At 72.3% G+C, this 15,855-nt stretch carries 14 protein-coding genes; all 14 read right to left on the bottom strand.

Features of this window, described 5'->3' with window-relative positions:
• Positions 1–49: 49 nt before the first annotated feature.
• The 14 genes from ACZ597_RS32665 to ACZ597_RS32600 all read right to left on the bottom strand — a co-directional run bounded on the left by ACZ597_RS32665 (position 50) and on the right by ACZ597_RS32600 (position 15,832).
• Positions 50–3,901 (bottom strand): amino acid adenylation domain-containing protein, encoded by a 3,852-nt coding sequence (locus ACZ597_RS32665; protein WP_471338420.1) that lies wholly within the window; start codon positions 3,899–3,901, stop codon positions 50–52.
• Positions 3,902–4,147: 246 nt separating this feature from the next.
• Positions 4,148–5,089 carry a ribose-phosphate diphosphokinase gene (locus ACZ597_RS32660; protein WP_471338551.1) on the bottom strand — a complete coding sequence of 314 codons (942 nt, stop codon included), beginning with the start codon at positions 5,087–5,089 and terminating at the stop codon, positions 4,148–4,150.
• A 14-nt stretch (positions 5,090–5,103) separates the two neighbouring features.
• Positions 5,104–6,045: a pseudouridine-5'-phosphate glycosidase gene (locus ACZ597_RS32655; RefSeq protein ID WP_471338418.1), complete on the bottom strand. Its 942-nt coding sequence runs from the start codon at positions 6,043–6,045 to the stop codon at positions 5,104–5,106.
• Positions 6,046–6,056: 11 nt separating this feature from the next.
• Positions 6,057–6,290, bottom strand: coding sequence for a tautomerase family protein (locus tag ACZ597_RS32650; protein WP_471338415.1), 234 nt, complete (start codon positions 6,288–6,290; stop codon positions 6,057–6,059).
• A gap of 143 nt (positions 6,291–6,433) precedes the next feature.
• Positions 6,434–7,375 (bottom strand): DMT family transporter, encoded by a 942-nt coding sequence (locus ACZ597_RS32645; RefSeq protein ID WP_471338413.1) that lies wholly within the window; start codon positions 7,373–7,375, stop codon positions 6,434–6,436.
• Positions 7,375–8,040 (bottom strand): uracil phosphoribosyltransferase, encoded by a 666-nt coding sequence (gene upp / locus ACZ597_RS32640; protein ID WP_471338410.1) that lies wholly within the window; start codon positions 8,038–8,040, stop codon positions 7,375–7,377. Before upp ends, ACZ597_RS32645 begins: the two co-directional genes overlap by 1 nt.
• A 325-nt stretch (positions 8,041–8,365) precedes the next feature.
• Positions 8,366–9,313, bottom strand: a complete 948-nt coding sequence (locus ACZ597_RS32635; protein ID WP_471338408.1) for an alpha/beta hydrolase — start codon at positions 9,311–9,313, stop codon at positions 8,366–8,368.
• A gap of 11 nt (positions 9,314–9,324) precedes the next feature.
• Positions 9,325–9,501: a hypothetical protein gene (locus tag ACZ597_RS32630; protein ID WP_471338406.1), complete on the bottom strand. Its 177-nt coding sequence runs from the start codon at positions 9,499–9,501 to the stop codon at positions 9,325–9,327.
• A gap of 7 nt (positions 9,502–9,508) precedes the next feature.
• Positions 9,509–10,006, bottom strand: coding sequence for a nuclear transport factor 2 family protein (locus tag ACZ597_RS32625; protein ID WP_471338403.1), 498 nt, complete (start codon positions 10,004–10,006; stop codon positions 9,509–9,511).
• Between the two features lie 145 nt (positions 10,007–10,151).
• Positions 10,152–10,379: an acyl-CoA carboxylase subunit epsilon gene (locus ACZ597_RS32620; RefSeq protein WP_471338400.1), complete on the bottom strand. Its 228-nt coding sequence runs from the start codon at positions 10,377–10,379 to the stop codon at positions 10,152–10,154.
• 270 nt (positions 10,380–10,649) lie between these two features.
• Positions 10,650–11,477 (bottom strand): 4'-phosphopantetheinyl transferase family protein, encoded by an 828-nt coding sequence (locus tag ACZ597_RS32615; RefSeq protein ID WP_471338397.1) that lies wholly within the window; start codon positions 11,475–11,477, stop codon positions 10,650–10,652.
• Positions 11,474–11,836 carry an acyl carrier protein gene (locus tag ACZ597_RS32610; RefSeq protein ID WP_471338394.1) on the bottom strand — a complete coding sequence of 121 codons (363 nt, stop codon included), beginning with the start codon at positions 11,834–11,836 and terminating at the stop codon, positions 11,474–11,476. Before ACZ597_RS32610 ends, ACZ597_RS32615 begins: the two co-directional genes overlap by 4 nt.
• An 11-nt stretch (positions 11,837–11,847) precedes the next feature.
• Positions 11,848–13,299, bottom strand: a complete 1,452-nt coding sequence (locus tag ACZ597_RS32605; protein WP_471338390.1) for an MFS transporter — start codon at positions 13,297–13,299, stop codon at positions 11,848–11,850.
• Between the two features lie 157 nt (positions 13,300–13,456).
• Positions 13,457–15,832: an SDR family oxidoreductase gene (locus ACZ597_RS32600; RefSeq protein ID WP_471338387.1), complete on the bottom strand. Its 2,376-nt coding sequence runs from the start codon at positions 15,830–15,832 to the stop codon at positions 13,457–13,459.
• Positions 15,833–15,855: the final 23 nt, after the last annotated feature.

Here is a 15,855-nt window from a genome sequence, read left to right as displayed (position 1 = left end):
CCGCCGGATTGCTCCGACGGGGTGGCCGCTCGGCGTCACCTGTCCGCGATCACTCGCCGAGCAGGTAGCGGATGTGCTTCACCAGCTCGCCGATGTCGTCGCGCAGCAGGCTGTAGTGGTCGGCGTCGAGGTCGATGACCGTCGGCGGCTCGGCCGAGTAGCCGCTGCTGTTCTCCAGGAACGAGTAGTCGTCGCCCTCCGCCTTGAAGATGCTGATCGGCGCCTGGAGGGTGCGCTCGGCCAGCTCGTGGAAGGAGTACTCGAACTCGTAGGTCTGGCCCACGACCGAGATGATCCGCCGGGCGAGGTCGACGTCGATGCCCTTGAGCTCGCTGATGAACTCGGCGAAGGACGCCTCGTCCGTCACGGTCTCCAGGCACCGGTCGAGGTCCGGGCCGGAGATGGTGCCGGTGAACACCGAGAAGAGGATCGTGGTGTAGCCGCGGTTGGCGAAGGACGCCTCCCGGCCCCACACCTTGCCGTTCTCGGCGCGCACCTTCGGCGAGCCCGGGGCGATCAGGAAGAGGTTGTCCACCTTCTCGCCGGCCTGCTCCAGCTGGTACGCGGTCTCGAAGGCCACGCGCGCGCCGAAGGAGTAGCCCCACAGGGTGTAGGGGCCGGTCGGCTGGAGCTCCTTGATGGCCTCGATGTCCTTCTTGGCCATCTCGGTGATGGTCTCGTACGGCGCCTCGCCCTCGTTGATGCCGTAGGACTGGACGCCGTAGAACGAGCGGCCGAGGCCGATCTCGCCGGCCAGGGAGCGCAGGTTCATCGGGTAGCCGCCCAGGCCCGGCCAGCAGATCACGGGCTTGGCCTTGCCGGTCTCGGCGTGCAGGCGGACCAGGCGCGAGGACTCCTGGGCGACCTCGCGCTCCAGGCGGCGGGCGAGCTTCTCGATGGTCGGGGACTCCAGGACGCTCTGGAGCGGCAGGGAGACGCCCAGGCGCGAGTTGAGCTCGCGGACGAGGCCGACGGCGATGAGCGAGTTGCCGCCCGACTCGAAGAAGTCGTCCTGGACGGAGGCGTTCTCGCGGCGCAGGGCCTTCTCCCAGACGCCGGCGATCTCCTTCTCGGTCTCCGTGCGCGGGGCGACGAAGGGGCGCTCCACGAGTTCGGCGTTGACCTGGTCGGAGACGGCGAGCGCCTTGACGTCGATCTTGCCGTTGGCGGACAGCGGCAGCCGGTCGAAGACCACGACCCGGTTGGGGATCATGTAGTCCGGGAGGAAGCTGACGAGGTCGTCGCGGATGAGCTCGGCCGGACCGCGCATGTGGACGCTGTCCTCGCGCATGCCCTCGTGGCCCAGCTGGTCGTCGCTGACGCGGCCGCCGACGAAGAAGTACATCGGGCCGCCGTCGACGCCGTTGGCGCCGAGGACCGCGTCCATGCGGCGGGAGGCGGGCAGCGGGTTGCCGGTCTTGGAGCTGTAGCCGGAGGACATGAAGCCCAGGTTCAGCCCGTTCATCATCAGGTGCTGGAGCTTCTTGCCGAGGGTGATGTAGTGCAGCCACTCCTCGGGGGCCCGGCTGTAGACGCTGATGCCGAAGCTGGCGGCCTGGTACACCGACTGGTTGATCGCGATGACGTGCTTCTTGAGGACGATGTCGTCCGAGAAGCGGGTCAGTGCGCCGTTCTCGTAGCGGTACTGGCCCTCGGGCAGGCCGGCGACCTTGCCGCCGTGCGTCTGGACGTAGACCTCGGCGTGGTCCTCGCGCACGCCCTCGTTCGGGACCAGCTCGAAGGTGCCCAGGTAGTAGTCCTCGTCGGCGACGTCGAGCAGCTCGCGGACGGCCGGCTCGTAGGCGCGGTCCTGGATGTCGAGGCCGTAGGCCGGCAGGACCTGCTCGAAGAGGCCGAGGATGTGGCCGGTCTCGATCTCCAGGACTTCCTGGATGTTGTTCTTGTAGACCGGCTCGATGCCGCTCTTCTTGCCGATGAAGTGGATCTGCGCGGTGGGCTTGCCGGTGGCGGCCCGCTCGCTGATCAGGACGAGCTGGTGGCGGACCGGCTGGTAGTAGTAGTAGCCCGGCTTCAGCCCGCCGACGCCCTCCAGCTCGAAGTACAGCTGCGTCGCGTACAGCGCGCCCGGGGAGGCGTAGCCGTACTTCGGCAGCAGGCGCTCCTCGCTGATGTACTGGCCGAACCAGCGCAGGATCTGGCCCAGTTCGGAGGAGGCCAGGTCGGCCGCCTTGCGGGAGTAGGCCGCGGTGACCTTGGAGCCGAGCAGCTTCAGCAGGTCGTCCTGGGTGACCGCGCCGCCCTCGTAGAAGCGGTACGTCTTGCGGGCGAAGACCCGGGCGCGCTGCTCGGGGGTGGGCTCGGAGCCCTCCAGGTCGAAGGTCGGGCGGGCGGCGAGCTCGGCGTCGTCGCGCAGGCCCGGGTTGGACAGCTGCGCCTTGACCTGGAGCTTGCTCTTCTTCGACGCGTGGTGCGAGCCGTGGTTGCCCTGGTCCATCAGGGCGGCTTCCTTCTCGCTCAGCTCGATGCAGGCGATCAGGTTCTGGAAGCCGGTGCGGCCGTCGTTCTTGACGATGACGGCGGCGTTGCGGACCCAGTCGTGGTTCTCGATGGCCAGGGATATCTCGTCGAGCTCGACGCGGTAGCCGCGCAGCTTGACCTGGTTGTCGGCGCGGCCGGCGAACTGCACGGTGCCGTCCGCGTTCCACTGGCCGAGGTCGCCCGTCTTGTACAGGCGGACGGGCTCGGCGCCCTCCTCCAGCTCGATCTGCAGGAAGCGCTCGGCGGTCAGGTCGTCGCGGTGCAGGTAGCCGCGGGCCAGCTGGACACCGCCGATGTACAGCTCGCCGATCTCGCCGACGCCGACCGGCTTGAGGTCCTCCTTGCCGAGGATGTGGTACGTGGTGCCGTGGACCGGGGCGCCGATGGAGATCGACTGCGGGCCCTCGTCCAGCTCGGCGGGGTCGACCACGAAGGAGGACGAGTTGATGGTGGTCTCGGTCGGGCCGTAGACGTTGATGAGCGCCCGGCCCGGCATCTCCTGCGTGGCCTGGATCGCCAGCAGGCGGGAGAGGGCCTCGCCACCGCTGAAGATCTGCTGGAGGGAGACGCACTCGGGGAACTTCTCGGTGTCGATCAGGCCCTGGAGCAGCGTCGGGACGCACTGGAGGGTGGTCACGCCGTGCTTGACGATGGTCTCGATGAGGCCCTCGGGGTCGGCGTAGACGCCGGGGGCGCCCATGACGACGGTCGCGCCGTTGGCCGGGGAGAGGATCTCCCACTGGGCGGCGTCGAAGCTCATCGGGGTCTTCTGCAGGATGACCTTGCTGCGGTCGATGCCGTAGGTCTCGCGCAGCCAGCCGAGCTGGTTGACGATGCTGCGGTGCTCGATCATCACACCCTTCGGCTTGCCCGTGCTGCCGGAGGTGTAGATGACGTACGCGAGGGTGTCCGGGCGGGCGTCGGCGCCGGCGACGACGGCCTCCTGGCCCTCGGGGCGGACGAACGCCTCGGACTCGCGCAGGGTCACGATGGTGACGTCCTGCGGGGCGAGTTCGCGCAGGCGGGACACCAGGCGCTGCTGCGCCAGGATGATCTTCGCCTCGCTGTTCTCGATCATGTAGCGGAGCCGGTCCTCGGGGTACTCCGGGGACAGCGGCAGGTAGGCGGCGCCGGCGCCCAGGATGCCCCACGCGCCGACCATGAGGTCGATGGAGGGCTCGACGAAGAGGCCGACGCAGTCGTCCGCCGAGACTCCGAGGTGCCCCAGGTAGTCGGCCAGGGCGGAGCTTCTGGACGCGAGCTCGCGGAAGGTGAGCTTCTCATCCCGGTAGGCGACGGCGACCGCGTCGGGGTGCTCTGCGACGCGCGCCGCCAGCAGGCCGGACAAGGTGTTGGTACCGCGCAGGGTGGGCTCGAGCACGCTGGTCTCCTGAAGAGTCATTTCCCGCTTCCTTAAGTTCCGTTGTGGAGCAGCGGGCGCCGTCGAACGCCCCCGCGAACCGGGCTCCGCGTGGCGGCGAGCCCGGTGTCAGTGGCCGGCGCGACTGCCCGGCCGGATGAAACCGAAGAACTGAGGGGCGCAAGGGCAGAGCCTCACCACCCGGAAGAACCGGAACGGCGCGGTGCGTGCTGCGGCCGCCTCCCCCTACGGACGGACGGGCCCCCATCGACCCGCCCGTCCGGGCGATCACCGGCTCCGCAGGAGCCGGGTTACAGATCCGTTCTCGAACACCTCTCGCGAGGCGCCCGCGATGAGCGGGGCGATCGACAGGACTGTCACCTTGTCGAGGCCCAGTGCTCCGGGCACCGGAAGGGTGTCCGTGAAGACGAACTCGCTGACGCGCGAGTTCTTCAGGCGGTCCGCGGCGGGGCCGGAGAGCACCCCGTGCGTGGCCGCCACGATGACGTCCCGCGCACCCTGGGCGAACAGGGCGTCGGCGGCGGCGCAGATCGTGCCGCCGGTGTCGATCATGTCGTCGACCAGGACGCAGACCCGGTCCCGGACCTCGCCGACCACCTCGTGGGCCGTGACCTGGTGGGCCACGTCCTTGTCGCGCCGCTTGTGCACGATGGCCAGCGGAGCGCCGAGGCGGTCGCACCAGCCGTCGGCCACGCGTACGCGGCCGGCGTCGGGCGAGACGACGGTGAGGTCGTCCGGGTCCACCTTGGAGGCGATGTGGTCCGCGAGGACCGGCATGGCGAACAGGTGGTCCACCGGGCCGTCGAAGAACCCCTGGATCTGGTCGGCGTGCAGGTCGACCGTCAGGATCCGGTCCGCACCCGCGGTCTTGAGCAGGTCCGCCACCAAGCGGGCCGAGATGGGTTCCCGGCCGCTGTGCTTGCGGTCCTGGCGCGCGTACCCGTAGAAGGGCAGGATCACCGTGATGCTGCGGGCCGAGGCCCGCTTCAACGCGTCGATCATGATGAGGTGTTCCATGATCGACTTGTTGATCGGGGCCGTGTGGCTCTGGATCACGAAGCAGTCCGCGCCCCGCACGGAAGCGTGGTAGCGGATGTAGATCTCGCCGTTGGCGAAGTCGATCGCCTTCGTCGGGACCAGCTCCGTGCCCAGTTCGGCCGCGACGGCCCTGGCCAGCTCGGGGTGCGCGCGCCCCGAGAAGAGCAGCATCTGTCCGGACTCGCTCACGCGGCGGGCTCCGCGAGGTGAGCGGAGTGCGCGACGGCCAGGCGGCCGGCGGCCTCGGCGCAGGAGGCGAGGACGGCCATGTTGGCCTTGGCGGAACGGCCGTCCGTGGCGGCGTCGACCGCCCGCATCAGGTACTTGGTGATGGCCTGGCCGGAGACGCCGTCCCGGGCCGCCTCGGCGACCGCGGCGCGGATGGCCGTGTCCACCTCGGCGGAGTCGATGGCGTCTTCCTCCCTGACCGGAGTGGTGATCAGGAAGGAGCTGTGGTTGCCGAGGGCCCAGTGGGCCTCGATCGCGCGGGCGACGACCCGTTCGTCGTCCAGGCGGTGGGGCGCCTTGTGGCCGCTCGTACGGCAGTAGAAAGCGGGGAAGTCGTCCGAGCGGTAGGCGACGACGGGGACGCACTGCGTCTCCAGGTACTCCAGGGTCAGGCCGAGGTCCAGGATCATCTTCGCGCCCGCGCAGACGACGGCGACCTTGGAGCGGGTGAACTGGATCAGGTCCGAGGACACGTCCCAGGTCTCCTGCGCGCCCCGGTGCACGCCGCCGATGCCGGCCGACGAGAAGAACGGGATGCCGGCGAGTTCCGCCGCCACGACCGAGGAGGCCACGGTGGTGGCGCCCGGCCCGCCCTGCGCCAGCACGACGGGCAGGTCGCGGCTGGACACCTTGGGGATGCCCGGCAGGGAGGCGAAGCGCTCGATGTCTGCGTCCGACATCCCGACGCGGATCGCGCCGGCCTCGATGCAGATCGTCGCGGGCACCGCGCCGCCGGACCGTACGGCGTCCTCCACCTTGCGGGCCGTGGCGGCGTTGTCCGGGTAGGGCAGCCCGTGCGTGATGACGTTGCTCTCCAGGGCGACGACGGCCTTGCCCTCGTGGAGGGCCTCGCGGACCTCCTCGGTGTAGACGACGGGGACGTCGTTGCTTGCGCTCATCGGGATGTCTCTCAACTCTCGTTCAAGTAACCGGGCCGCCTGACCTGCCGGTCCGGACGGTCCGCCATCTCGGAGAGGACCTGGGTCTGCCAGTCCTCCGGTGCGACCGGCTCCAGGGAGATCGAGACGGCGTCCTCGCCGATGGCGAAGCTCTGCGTCACGGCGGCGGTCACCGCCTCGTCGATCGCCCTGAGCTGCTCGGCCGTGAAGTCCCTCGGGTAGTGCCTGATGTGGACGTGGGGCACGGACTCGGTCCTTCCACGGTTTCGGGGTCGGGGAGGTGGGCGGCACACCGCGGACGGGGGAGGCCGCGGTGTGCCACCACCGCTCCCCACCCTGCTCCGGGGGGCAGGGCCGGGCGGGGAGTCGTGGGCGGGGCTCCGTCGCGTTACGCCTTGACGGATTCCCGCGAGGTCTCCGGTACCGGCTCGGGGCCGGACGCGGGATCGGGATCGGGTTCGGACCGCTGCTTGCCCTGCCTCGGCTGGGCCAGGACCACCGACCCGACCACCGTCAGCGCTCCGAGGATCTGGAGCGGCGACAGCGACTGGCCGAGGACGAACCAGCCGAGCAGGGTCGCGGTCAGGGGCGAGCCGAAGCTCAGGAACGACACGGTCAGCGCGGGCAGCCGCTGCACCCCGCGGAACCAGATCGCGTAGGCGATCAGGGCCCCGATGATGCCGAGGTAGGCGAAGCCCCAGAGGTTGGTGGCGGTGATCTCGCCGGGCAGCCCCTCGCCGATCAGCGTGACCGGCAGCAGGACCAGGCCGCCGACGGTGAGCTGCCAGCCCGTGAAGGGCAGCAGGCCCACCCCTTCGGGGCGTCCCCAGCGCTTGGTCAGCACGATGCCGGAGGCCATGCTGAGCGCGCCCAGCAGACCGGCGATGACACCGGTGGCGTTGAGCCCGGCGTTCGGCTGGAGGACGAGCAGGGCCACGCCGGCCGTGCCGAGGGCACAGGCGGCCACGTGGATCCGCTTGATCCTCTCCTTCAGCAGGACGGCGCCGAGCAGCATCACGATCATCGGCTGGATGGCCATCACCAGCGCCGCGACACCGCCCGGCAGGTGGTAGGCGGCCACGAAGAGCAGGTAGAAGAAGGCCCCGATGTTCAGCACGCCCAGCACCAGCGCACGCCACCACCAGATGCCCTTCGGCAGCACCCGGCCGATGAGCACCAGGATCAGGCCGGCGGGCAGGGCGCGGAGCAGCGAGGAGAGCAGGGGTCGGCCCTCGGGCAGCAGCTCCGTGGTGACCAGGTACGTGGATCCCCAGACCACCGGTGCGAGCACGGTGAGCGCGGAGTCCGCGAGTGACCGGCTGCCCTTCATCAGGCCGCTGCCGAATCGGTGGTGCCGAAGTAGCGGTCGCCGAAGTCGCCGATGCCCGGGATCATGAACGCGTTCTCGTTGAGGCGCTGCTCGATCGACGAGGTGACGATCTTGACGTCCGGGTGCTTGGCAAGGACCGCCGCGATGCCCTCGGGCGCCGCGAGCAGGTTGACGAAGACGATGTTCTCCTCACGCACGCCCGCCTCCAGGAGGACCTCGATGGCCGTGTTGGCGCTGCCGCCGGTGGCGAGCATCGGCTCCAGCGCGAGGACGTGCCGGTCGGCGATGTCCTCGGGGAAGTTCTTGTAGTACAGGTGCGGGAGCTTGGTGACCTTGTTCCGCTGGATGAGGAGCTTGCCGACGGTGATGTCGGGGATGACCTGGCGCAGCTCGTCGAGCATGGAGTCGCCGGCCCGGATCACCGGCACGGCGCACAGTTTGGTGCCGAACTTCAGTCCGTCGTACGTCTCGCCGACCGGCGTGACGGCCTCGTGCTTGTCGAACGGCAGCTGGTCGAGCGCCGATTCGAGGAGGAGGCGGATGATGCGCCGGGAGTAGAACACGAAGTCCGAGCGGGAGGCCCCGCGGTCACGGATGATCGTGTGCATGGCCCGCAGCTGCTTCGTCTGCGGCAGCGGGTGGACATTGGGGTGGCCGGTCGCCATGAGAAACCTGCTTCTCGTCGGTCGTGGAGACGGGCTGCGGCCGGGCCCGGGCCCGGAGGGGCCGCGGGGGCCGCGGGGGCCGCAACCGTTTGGTCGGGTACCGAGGTCAGGCGTCGGTTCTCTCGGCGTCGGTGACGGCGCCGGCCTGCACCAGGTCCTTCACGTCGCTCATGCGCGTTCCTCTTCGGGATGGTTCAGATGGATCGGATGGATCCGACAGGTACCGGGAGACCGAGTGCACGTGTCCCGGTGTGACGGTTTCGCTGCACGTCTCGGGATGCTCACCAAAACCCTCGTCGGTACGCGTCCACGGGGTCAACGGGGTCTATGTCAGATCCACGTCAACCTTCTTCAGGTCGCCGTCAGACCCCGTCACGACCCGGCCAACGGCCACGTCGCGGGCGAGGAGGCATTCCTCCAGGAAGGACAGGGCCCGCAGGTGGTAGGTGCGGGCCGCCCATCCCAGACTGATGTTGTGCCCGGCATGCGGCTGCCGGGCCACCTCCGTGGGGGCCGCCATCAGCGGAGTCAGCAGTTCCTCCAGCGCCTCCCCGTCGTGCCTCCACCACAGTTCCTGCTCGGCGAACGTGAAGCGCACGGGCACCCTCACCCCGGCCGCCACGGCGGGGTACATTTCCGGCCACCGCCGCGTCTCCCGCGCCTCTACGGCGGGGACCGGCCGCAGCAGCCGCTGACCGAGCCGGAAGGCGTCCGGCGGGTAGAACCTCAGGGCGCCCCAGTGCCGGCGCCACTCGCCCGGCAGGTCGGGGCCGGGCAGCCGGCCGGGCTCCACGGCGAAACGCCGGCCGATGCCGGAGACGTCCACGCCGATCGGTACGAGGCCGCCCCGGGCGGCGCCCGCCGCCGCGAGCGCGACGCGACCGCCGCCCGAATGGGCCACGAGGAAGACTCCGGCGCCCAGTTCGCGCCCCTCGGCGAAGCCCTCCAGGGCCGCGAGCACGGTGGCGGTCTGCCCCTGGAGGTCCTGCCCCTCGGGCAGTGCTCCGGCCGAGGCCCCGTACCCCGGCCGGTCCAGAGCGAGTACGGCGTACCCCAGGCCGGCGCCGAGCTCCAGCAGCGAGAGCCCGGGCCGGGCCCGGCTGTCGAAGTAGCCCGCGCTCATCCCCGAGCCGTGCAGGGCCACCACCAGCGCCCGGGGTACGGGCTGTTCGGGCAGGGCCAGCAGACCGGACAGCGGGATCCCGTCGGCGTCGAGGGTGACGGGCCGGACCGGGGGCACGCCGGCGGGCGGCACAGGGACCATGAGGGGCATCTCCAGAAGGGTCAGGGAGTCCGGGCGGACGGGGTGCGCCCGGCCTTGGCGACGGCCAGCCCCCAGGCGGCCCGGCGGCGCAGCAGGGTGGTCAGCGGTGGTGCCGCGCACGCCCGTGGGGGGCCTTCGGCAGCCGGTGCGGAATCCCTGGCGGGGACCCGGTGGCCGGCGGTCCGCACGGCGTTCATCCGGTTCTCACAGCCGGACTCCGGCGAGTTCGGGCAAGCGTACGCCGGAGTCCCACACGACGTGGAAGGCGACGTGGCTGAGCCGCCAGCCGGCCGGCGTGCGCACGGCCCGGGCCTCGGAGTACCCGCCGACCTCGAAGTGGGCCGCGGGCCCCTGGCCGGCGTGGTGGACGTGCGTGGTGAGCTGCTGGGCCCGCACGGTGGCCCGGTCCCCGTCGAGGTCGACGGAGTGGTTGGAGCTGGAGTGGTGGGTGCGCGCCCACCGCTCCCGGGCCTCCCGCTGGAAGGCGGCGAAGGCCTCGATCCCCGCGCACACGCCGATCGGGAAGGCGAAGGTGGCGTCCTCGGTGAAGAGCGAGGCGTACCGGGAGTCCTCCGGCCCCCTGCCGTCGTAGGTGTCGAGGGCGGTCACGTAGCGGTCGAACAGCTCGCGCAGCTCGGCGCGGTCGCGCAGGACCTGTATCTGCTCGCGCAGTGCCGCGATGTCGTCATGGGTCGATGGCATGGCCTCTCCAGTCGGCGGACTTGGGGCACGGGCCGGCGGTCAGGAGCGTCCGCCCGCGAACTCCTTGACCGGGGCGATGAGTCGGCGGGGCCGGCCGGTTCGGCCGGTCCCCGGGCGAGGAGGGGTGCGGGCGGGCGGTACCGGGTCAGGCCGAACGGGCCTCGCGCCAGGTGCGCGGGCCGAGGAAACCCCGGGCCCGCTCGGGCAGGCGCCAGCCCGCGAGGGTCGGCCCGCCGCCGGCCGTGCCGCCGTGCTCGCCCTCGTACGCGGCCGCCCGCGCGAGCACCACGGCGGTCAGCGCCGCCAGTTCCTCGGCGTCGGGGCGCCCCTTCACCACGCGGATGAGTTGGCCGGGCTCGACTGTCGTCTCCACAGACTGCTCCTCGTCTCGTGATGTCCCGCCGTCACTCGCTGCGGCTGCGGCGGGTCCGCGTGCTCGCGGGCGGGTGCGCCGGCTCGCGGCGTACCCGGGGAACGGATCAGTACCGTGCGGGTCTCGCACGGACCTGTGACATCGCTGGTGCCGGGATCGGAGCGTGGTGGTGGCGGGCTCGTCCCCGGCCGGAGCCGGCCGGTCGGCGCCCTGGGCGGGCGTCCCGACCGCCCCGTTCCGTGGCCGTCCGGTCACGTCCCCACCTGCGGTTCAGCCGGCGAGGACCGGGTCGTGCGGTCCGGGAACGGCGCCGCCGCACACGGTGTTGTCCGCGGCCAGCCAGGTGTCGGGCACCCACCTGACGTCGACCACCTTGGGGGCGGGGCCGGCCACCGCCACCGCGGCGGCGTGGGTGGCGTCGGCCGGAACGCCGACCATGGTCCAGCCGTCCGGGTGGCGGCCGTGTTCGGTGCCCAGGTAGTCCTCGGCGGGCGAACGGCTCAGCCCCGTACCGAGTCCCTTGAGGAACGCTTCCTTCCGGGTCCAGATCTGCCCGAACAGCTGCCGCCGGTCCTCACCGGTCTCGGCCTCGGCGATCTCCAGCTGCTCGTCGGGGTGCAGCGCCTTGGAGCAGATGTCCACGGTCTCGGCGCCGGGGAGTTTCTCCACGTCAACGCCGAGGGGCGTGGTGCCGACGCCCACCATGGCCACGCCCCCGCTGTGCGAGAGGGAGTAGTGCAGCGGCGGCGGCGGGGGCGAGAGCGCGGGCCGGCCGTGCGGCTCGCCGCAGCCCGGGCAGGGCTCGCGCATGAAGCGGACGTCCTGGGGCAGCGTGGCGGTGTAACGTCCGAGCAGTCGGCGCACCGCCACGTGGGCGGCGGCGTACAGCAGGCCGTCCGACTGGCGGATGAAGGAGTCGGTGCGCTGGCGCTCCTTCTCGTCGAGCTCGCCGACCGCCAGGGCCTCGGCGTCCGCGCCGGTGGGACGGCGGATCAGCCAGAGGTCGACGCGGTCGGCGGAGAGGGTGAAGTCGGGCCGGTCCAGGTCCTGGTGGTTGACCACGGGGCGGACGGCCGGGAGCAGGGTCGTAGTGCTCATGCCGGCACCGCTGCCCCGTGCAGGTGGGCCTCGGGGCCGAGCTGGCCGGCGAGGCAGTCGATGAGTTCCTGGGCGCTGTTGGCGAGCAGCAGGCGCTGGAGGTTCACGTCGACGCCGAGGGTCGCCTCCATCCGGTACTGGAGCTCGATACCGGAGATCGAGCCGATCCCGAGGCAGCCCATGGGGCGGCCCGTGGTGTCCACGAGGTGGGGCTCGATGCCGAGGATGCGGCCGAGTTCCTCGCGCACGTACTGCTCCAGGATGCGGGTGCGCTCGAGCAGCCCGGCCGTGGCCAGGACCGCCATGTCGGGCCTGGTCATGTGGACCAGGCCGGTGTCTGTCTCGTATGTCTGTGACATGTGAAGTGTGTTCATGATGCTTTCCGGGTTGAGGCGGACGGGTGACCCCGTCCGTCCGTGGTCGGAGCCGCCGGGTGGGAGAGGTGCCCGGCGGGGTTCGCTGACGGGTCGGAGGGATGGAGCAGGCCGCGCAGGGCCACGCACGCGCCGGCCAGGCCGACGGCGGTGACCAGCCAGAGCGCCGGGCCCCGGCCCGCGGCCGCGTACAGGCCGGACGTCAGCGCGGTCGTCAGCGCCGCGCCCAGCTGTACGCAGGTCTGGTAGAGCCCGCCGGCCGCCGACTGGAGGGCGGGCGGGACCGTGCCGGTGGCCTGGAGGTGCAGGGCGGTGAAGGCCAGCACGAAGGCGACGCCGACGAAGGACATCGCGGGCAGCAGGTCGGTGTGGTGCACCGGCCCGCCGCCGTGCGGGTAGAGGGCGTAGCCGAGCGGGGCGGCGGAGGCCCCCGCGGCGACGGCCCGTGCGGGGCCGAGCCGGGCGGCGATCCGCCCGGAGTGCAGGGCGCTCAGCGCGAGCGGGAGGCTGGCCGGCAGGAAGGCGAGGGCCGTCTGCCAGGGGCTCCAGCCGGCCCCCCGCAGGTGCAGGGCGGCCACCAGCAGGAAGCCCACGTACGAGCCGTTGAGCGCGGCCGCACCGAGCGCCGAGCGCAACAGCGGCCCGTGCCGCAGCAGTTCGGTGCGCAGCAGGGGCCGCGGCGCGGTGCGTTCGGCCCGTACGAGTACGGCGGCCAGCGCCGCGGCCCCCGCGAGGGCCGCGGCGGCGTACCGCTGCTGCCCGCCGGGACCCGCGATGCGGGAGAGCGCGTACACGAGGAGCAGTACCGCTCCGGTCAGGGCGGCGCCCGCGACGGGCGGGTGCCGGCCGAGCGGGTCGCGCGGCCCGTCCCCGTCGCCGGGGACCAGTCGCAGCCCGGCGGCGAGCAGCAGCAGGGCCACGGGCGCGGGGAAGGCGATGGTCCAGCGCCAGTCGGCGCCGGTGAGCAGGCCCGAGAGCAGCAGCCCCGAGCAGAAGCCGGCGGCGCCGAAGAAGGAGTAGACGGACACCGCCCGGCGGCGCTCGGCGCCCTCGGGGACGGCGGAGAGGATGATGGCGAGTCCGGTGGGCGCGGTCAGCGCCACACAGAAACCTTTCACCACGCGGGTGGCCGTCAGCAGGAGCGCGCTGTCGGTCAGCGCGCCGGCCAGCGAGGCGACGGCGAAGGCCAGCAGCGCCGCCAGGTAGACCCGGCGCCGGCCCAGCCGCTCGACCAGCCGGCCGCCGAACAGCAGCAGCCCGCCGAAGCCGGCGGCGAAGCCGCTGACGAGCCACTGGACCCGGGTGACGGACAGCCCCAGACCACTGCCGACGGACGGCAGGGCCACCAGGGTCGCGGACACCTCCAGGGCGTCCACCAGCATGTTGGCGGCGAGTACGGACACGAGGGCCCAGCGGGCCCGGGCCCGGCCGCCGGACTCGATGTTCATCGGGGTGTGCACTCTCGCGTTTCGGAGGAGGAGAGGGAGACACGGGAAGGGCGGAAGAAGGGGACGGGCGGCCCGGGGAGGGATCCCCGGACCGCCCGCCCGCCGCCGGCGCGGCGCGTGGGATGTGCGCCGGCGGGGTCCTGGAGTGCTCGGCGGCTCAGCCGAGGAGCGTGCCGCCGGTGGCGTCGACGAAGGAGCCGGTGATCCAGCGCGCCTCGTCGGTGGCGAGGAAGGCCACCACGTCGGCGACGTCCTCCGGTTCGCCGACCCGGTTGAAGGCGGACAGACCCGCCATGTGCTCGACGGCCTCGGGGATGTCGAAGACCGGGTTGCCGTTGCGGGTGATGCCGGGTGCCACCGAGTTGATGGTGATGCCCCGGGGGCCGAGGGCCTTCGCGAAGTGCAGCGCGAGCTGTTCGAGCGCGCCCTTGCTCATCGCGTACGCGATCTCGTCCGGGTTGGCGAACCGGGTCAGGCCGGAGGAGATGTTGATGATCCGGCCGCCGTCGGGCATGTTCCGCAGCGCCCGCTGGATCAGGAAGAAGGGCGCCTTGGCGTTGACCGCGAAGATCCGGTCGAACTGCTCGGGGGTGACCTCGTCCGCGGGGACCCCGCCCATCACCCCGGCGTTGTTGACCAGGACGTGCAGGTCGGTGGAGCCGGTGCGCTCCAGCAGTTCCGCCTCCAGCGCGGTGAACAGGGTGTCCACGTCCCCGTCGACGCCCAGTTCGGTGCGCAGCGCGAAGGCGCGGCCGCCGTCCTTCTCGACCGAGGCGACGACCTCGTGGGCGGCCGTCTCGTCCTGGTTGTAGTGGACGGCGACGAGCGCGCCCTCCTCCGCCAGCCGCATCGCGGCCGCCCGGCCCATGCCCCGGCTCGACCCGGTGACCAGCGCGGTGCGGCCCGTGAGCCGATCCGCCCCGGCGCCGGTCCGCGCCGGTGCCGCCGCGTGCGCCGTGAGCACCGCGGCGGGGGTGCCCGCGGTGGCGGGTGCCGCCGGGCGGACGGCGGGCTCCCCGGTCCGTTCGGGCCCGAACCAGCGGGCCAGCGCCCCGGTGAGCGGGCCCGCGTCGGGACCGTCGGCCCAGACCACGTGCCCGTCGGGGCGTACCAGCACCGCGGTCACCGCCTCCCCGGCGGAGCCGCCCGCCACCGAGGCGGCGGCCACGGTGCGGACCCGGCCGGCCCAGGGCGCGGCCGCCTCGGCGAGTTCGGCCCGGCGGGCCTCGTCGCCCGGCGGCAGGAGCAGCAGGCCCCGCCCCGGGCGCAGCAGTTCGAAGGTGCCGGTACTGCCCTCGGCGGTGGTGCACTCCCAGTGCGGCACCCGCAGGCCGAGCAGCCCGGAGCCGCCGTCGCCGGAGCCCCCGTCGCCGTCCGGGGCGCCGACGGCGTGGCGTACCGAGAGGCCCGAGATCAGCCCGGCCAGGTGGGTCCGTACGTTCTCACTGGCGGTGAGCTCGGCGAACACCTCCCGCACCGCGTCCACCTCGGGGCCGCCGAGCAGCAGCAGCGCCTGGGTGCGGATGTTGCCCTGGACGGCCTTGCCGACGGGGTGCCGTTCGGCGTGGTAGCTGTCGAGGAGTTCCTCGGTGCCGTGGCCGGCGATCCGGGCGCCCAGCTTCCAGCCGAGGTTGAAGGCGTCCTGGAGCCCGAGGTTGAGGGACTGGCCGCCGATCGGCATCTGCTGGTGCGCGGCGTCCCCGGCGAGCAGGAGCGGGCCCCGGCGGTACTCGGCGGCCTGCCGGGAGGCGTCGCCGAACGAGTTCACCCACAGCGGGGTGCCGGAGCCGATGTCCTCTCCGGTGATGCGCTTCCAGGTGTCGGCGACTTCCTCGAAGACGGGCTGCCCGAGCCGGGGGCGTGCCCCGAACTCGTGGACCATCACCCGGGTCACGCCGTCGGGACGGCGGGCCGCGATGGCCAGTCCGCCCGCCAGGCGCTGGAAGCGGCGGTTCGGGATGTCGATGCCCGCGACGTCGGCCCGCAGGAGTTCGCGTTCGGCGTCGGTGCCGGGGAAGCCGAAGCCGCCCAGGCGCCGCACGGCGCTGTTCTCGCCGTCGCAGCCGACGAGGTACGGGGCCCGGAAGGCCAGTTCCTCGCCGTCTTCGGTCCGTACGGTGGCCAGCGCTCCGTCCGCCGTCGCGGTCAGCCCGGTCAGCTCGTGGCCGCGCCGGATGTCCGCGCCGAGGTCGGCCGCCCATTCCCCGAGGACTTCCTCCAGGCGGGTCTGGGCGACCTTCCACTGCCCCGGGTAGGGGCCGGGCAGGCCGAGGTCGAGGGGTATGCCCCCGAAGTGGCCGGTGTTCTCGCGCGGTACGTCGCCGAGCCGTTCCAGCAGGCCGCGGCTGTCGAGGATCTCCACGGTCCTGGCGTGCAGGGACGACGCCCGGGATTCGGCGGTCGGTGCGGTGAGCCTGTCGAGCACCACCACGTCCGCCCCCGCCAGCCGGAGTTCTCCGGCGAGCAGCAGTCCGACGGGGCCCGCGCCGACCACGATCACCTGGGTCTCGGTGCAGTCCTGATCGATGGCCATGGGCGTACTCCCTTTCTGTGGGC

This window comes from Streptomyces sp. NPDC040718, from assembly GCF_055593565.1.
This window is presented reverse-complemented; position numbering and strand designations above follow the sequence as displayed.

What these genes read in the sequence shown, in the direction of transcription:
- ACZ597_RS32665 (WP_471338420.1), bottom strand. Translation starts at nt 3,901, where the DNA reads ATGACTCTTCAGGAGACCAGCGTGCTCGAGCCCACCCTGCGCGGTACC.
- ACZ597_RS32660 (WP_471338551.1), bottom strand. Translation starts at nt 5,089, where the DNA reads ATGCTGCTCTTCTCGGGGCGCGCGCACCCCGAGCTGGCCAGGGCCGTC.
- ACZ597_RS32655 (WP_471338418.1), bottom strand. Translation starts at nt 6,045, where the DNA reads ATGAGCGCAAGCAACGACGTCCCCGTCGTCTACACCGAGGAGGTCCGC.
- ACZ597_RS32645 (WP_471338413.1), bottom strand. Translation starts at nt 7,375, where the DNA reads ATGAAGGGCAGCCGGTCACTCGCGGACTCCGCGCTCACCGTGCTCGCA.
- upp (WP_471338410.1), bottom strand. Translation starts at nt 8,040, where the DNA reads ATGGCGACCGGCCACCCCAATGTCCACCCGCTGCCGCAGACGAAGCAG.
- ACZ597_RS32635 (WP_471338408.1), bottom strand. Translation starts at nt 9,313, where the DNA reads ATGCCCCTCATGGTCCCTGTGCCGCCCGCCGGCGTGCCCCCGGTCCGG.
- ACZ597_RS32630 (WP_471338406.1), bottom strand. Translation starts at nt 9,501, where the DNA reads ATGAACGCCGTGCGGACCGCCGGCCACCGGGTCCCCGCCAGGGATTCC.
- ACZ597_RS32625 (WP_471338403.1), bottom strand. Translation starts at nt 10,006, where the DNA reads ATGCCATCGACCCATGACGACATCGCGGCACTGCGCGAGCAGATACAG.
- ACZ597_RS32615 (WP_471338397.1), bottom strand. Translation starts at nt 11,477, where the DNA reads ATGAGCACTACGACCCTGCTCCCGGCCGTCCGCCCCGTGGTCAACCAC.
- ACZ597_RS32610 (WP_471338394.1), bottom strand. Translation starts at nt 11,836, where the DNA reads ATGTCACAGACATACGAGACAGACACCGGCCTGGTCCACATGACCAGG.
- ACZ597_RS32605 (WP_471338390.1), bottom strand. Translation starts at nt 13,299, where the DNA reads ATGAACATCGAGTCCGGCGGCCGGGCCCGGGCCCGCTGGGCCCTCGTG.
- ACZ597_RS32600 (WP_471338387.1), bottom strand. Translation starts at nt 15,832, where the DNA reads ATGGCCATCGATCAGGACTGCACCGAGACCCAGGTGATCGTGGTCGGC.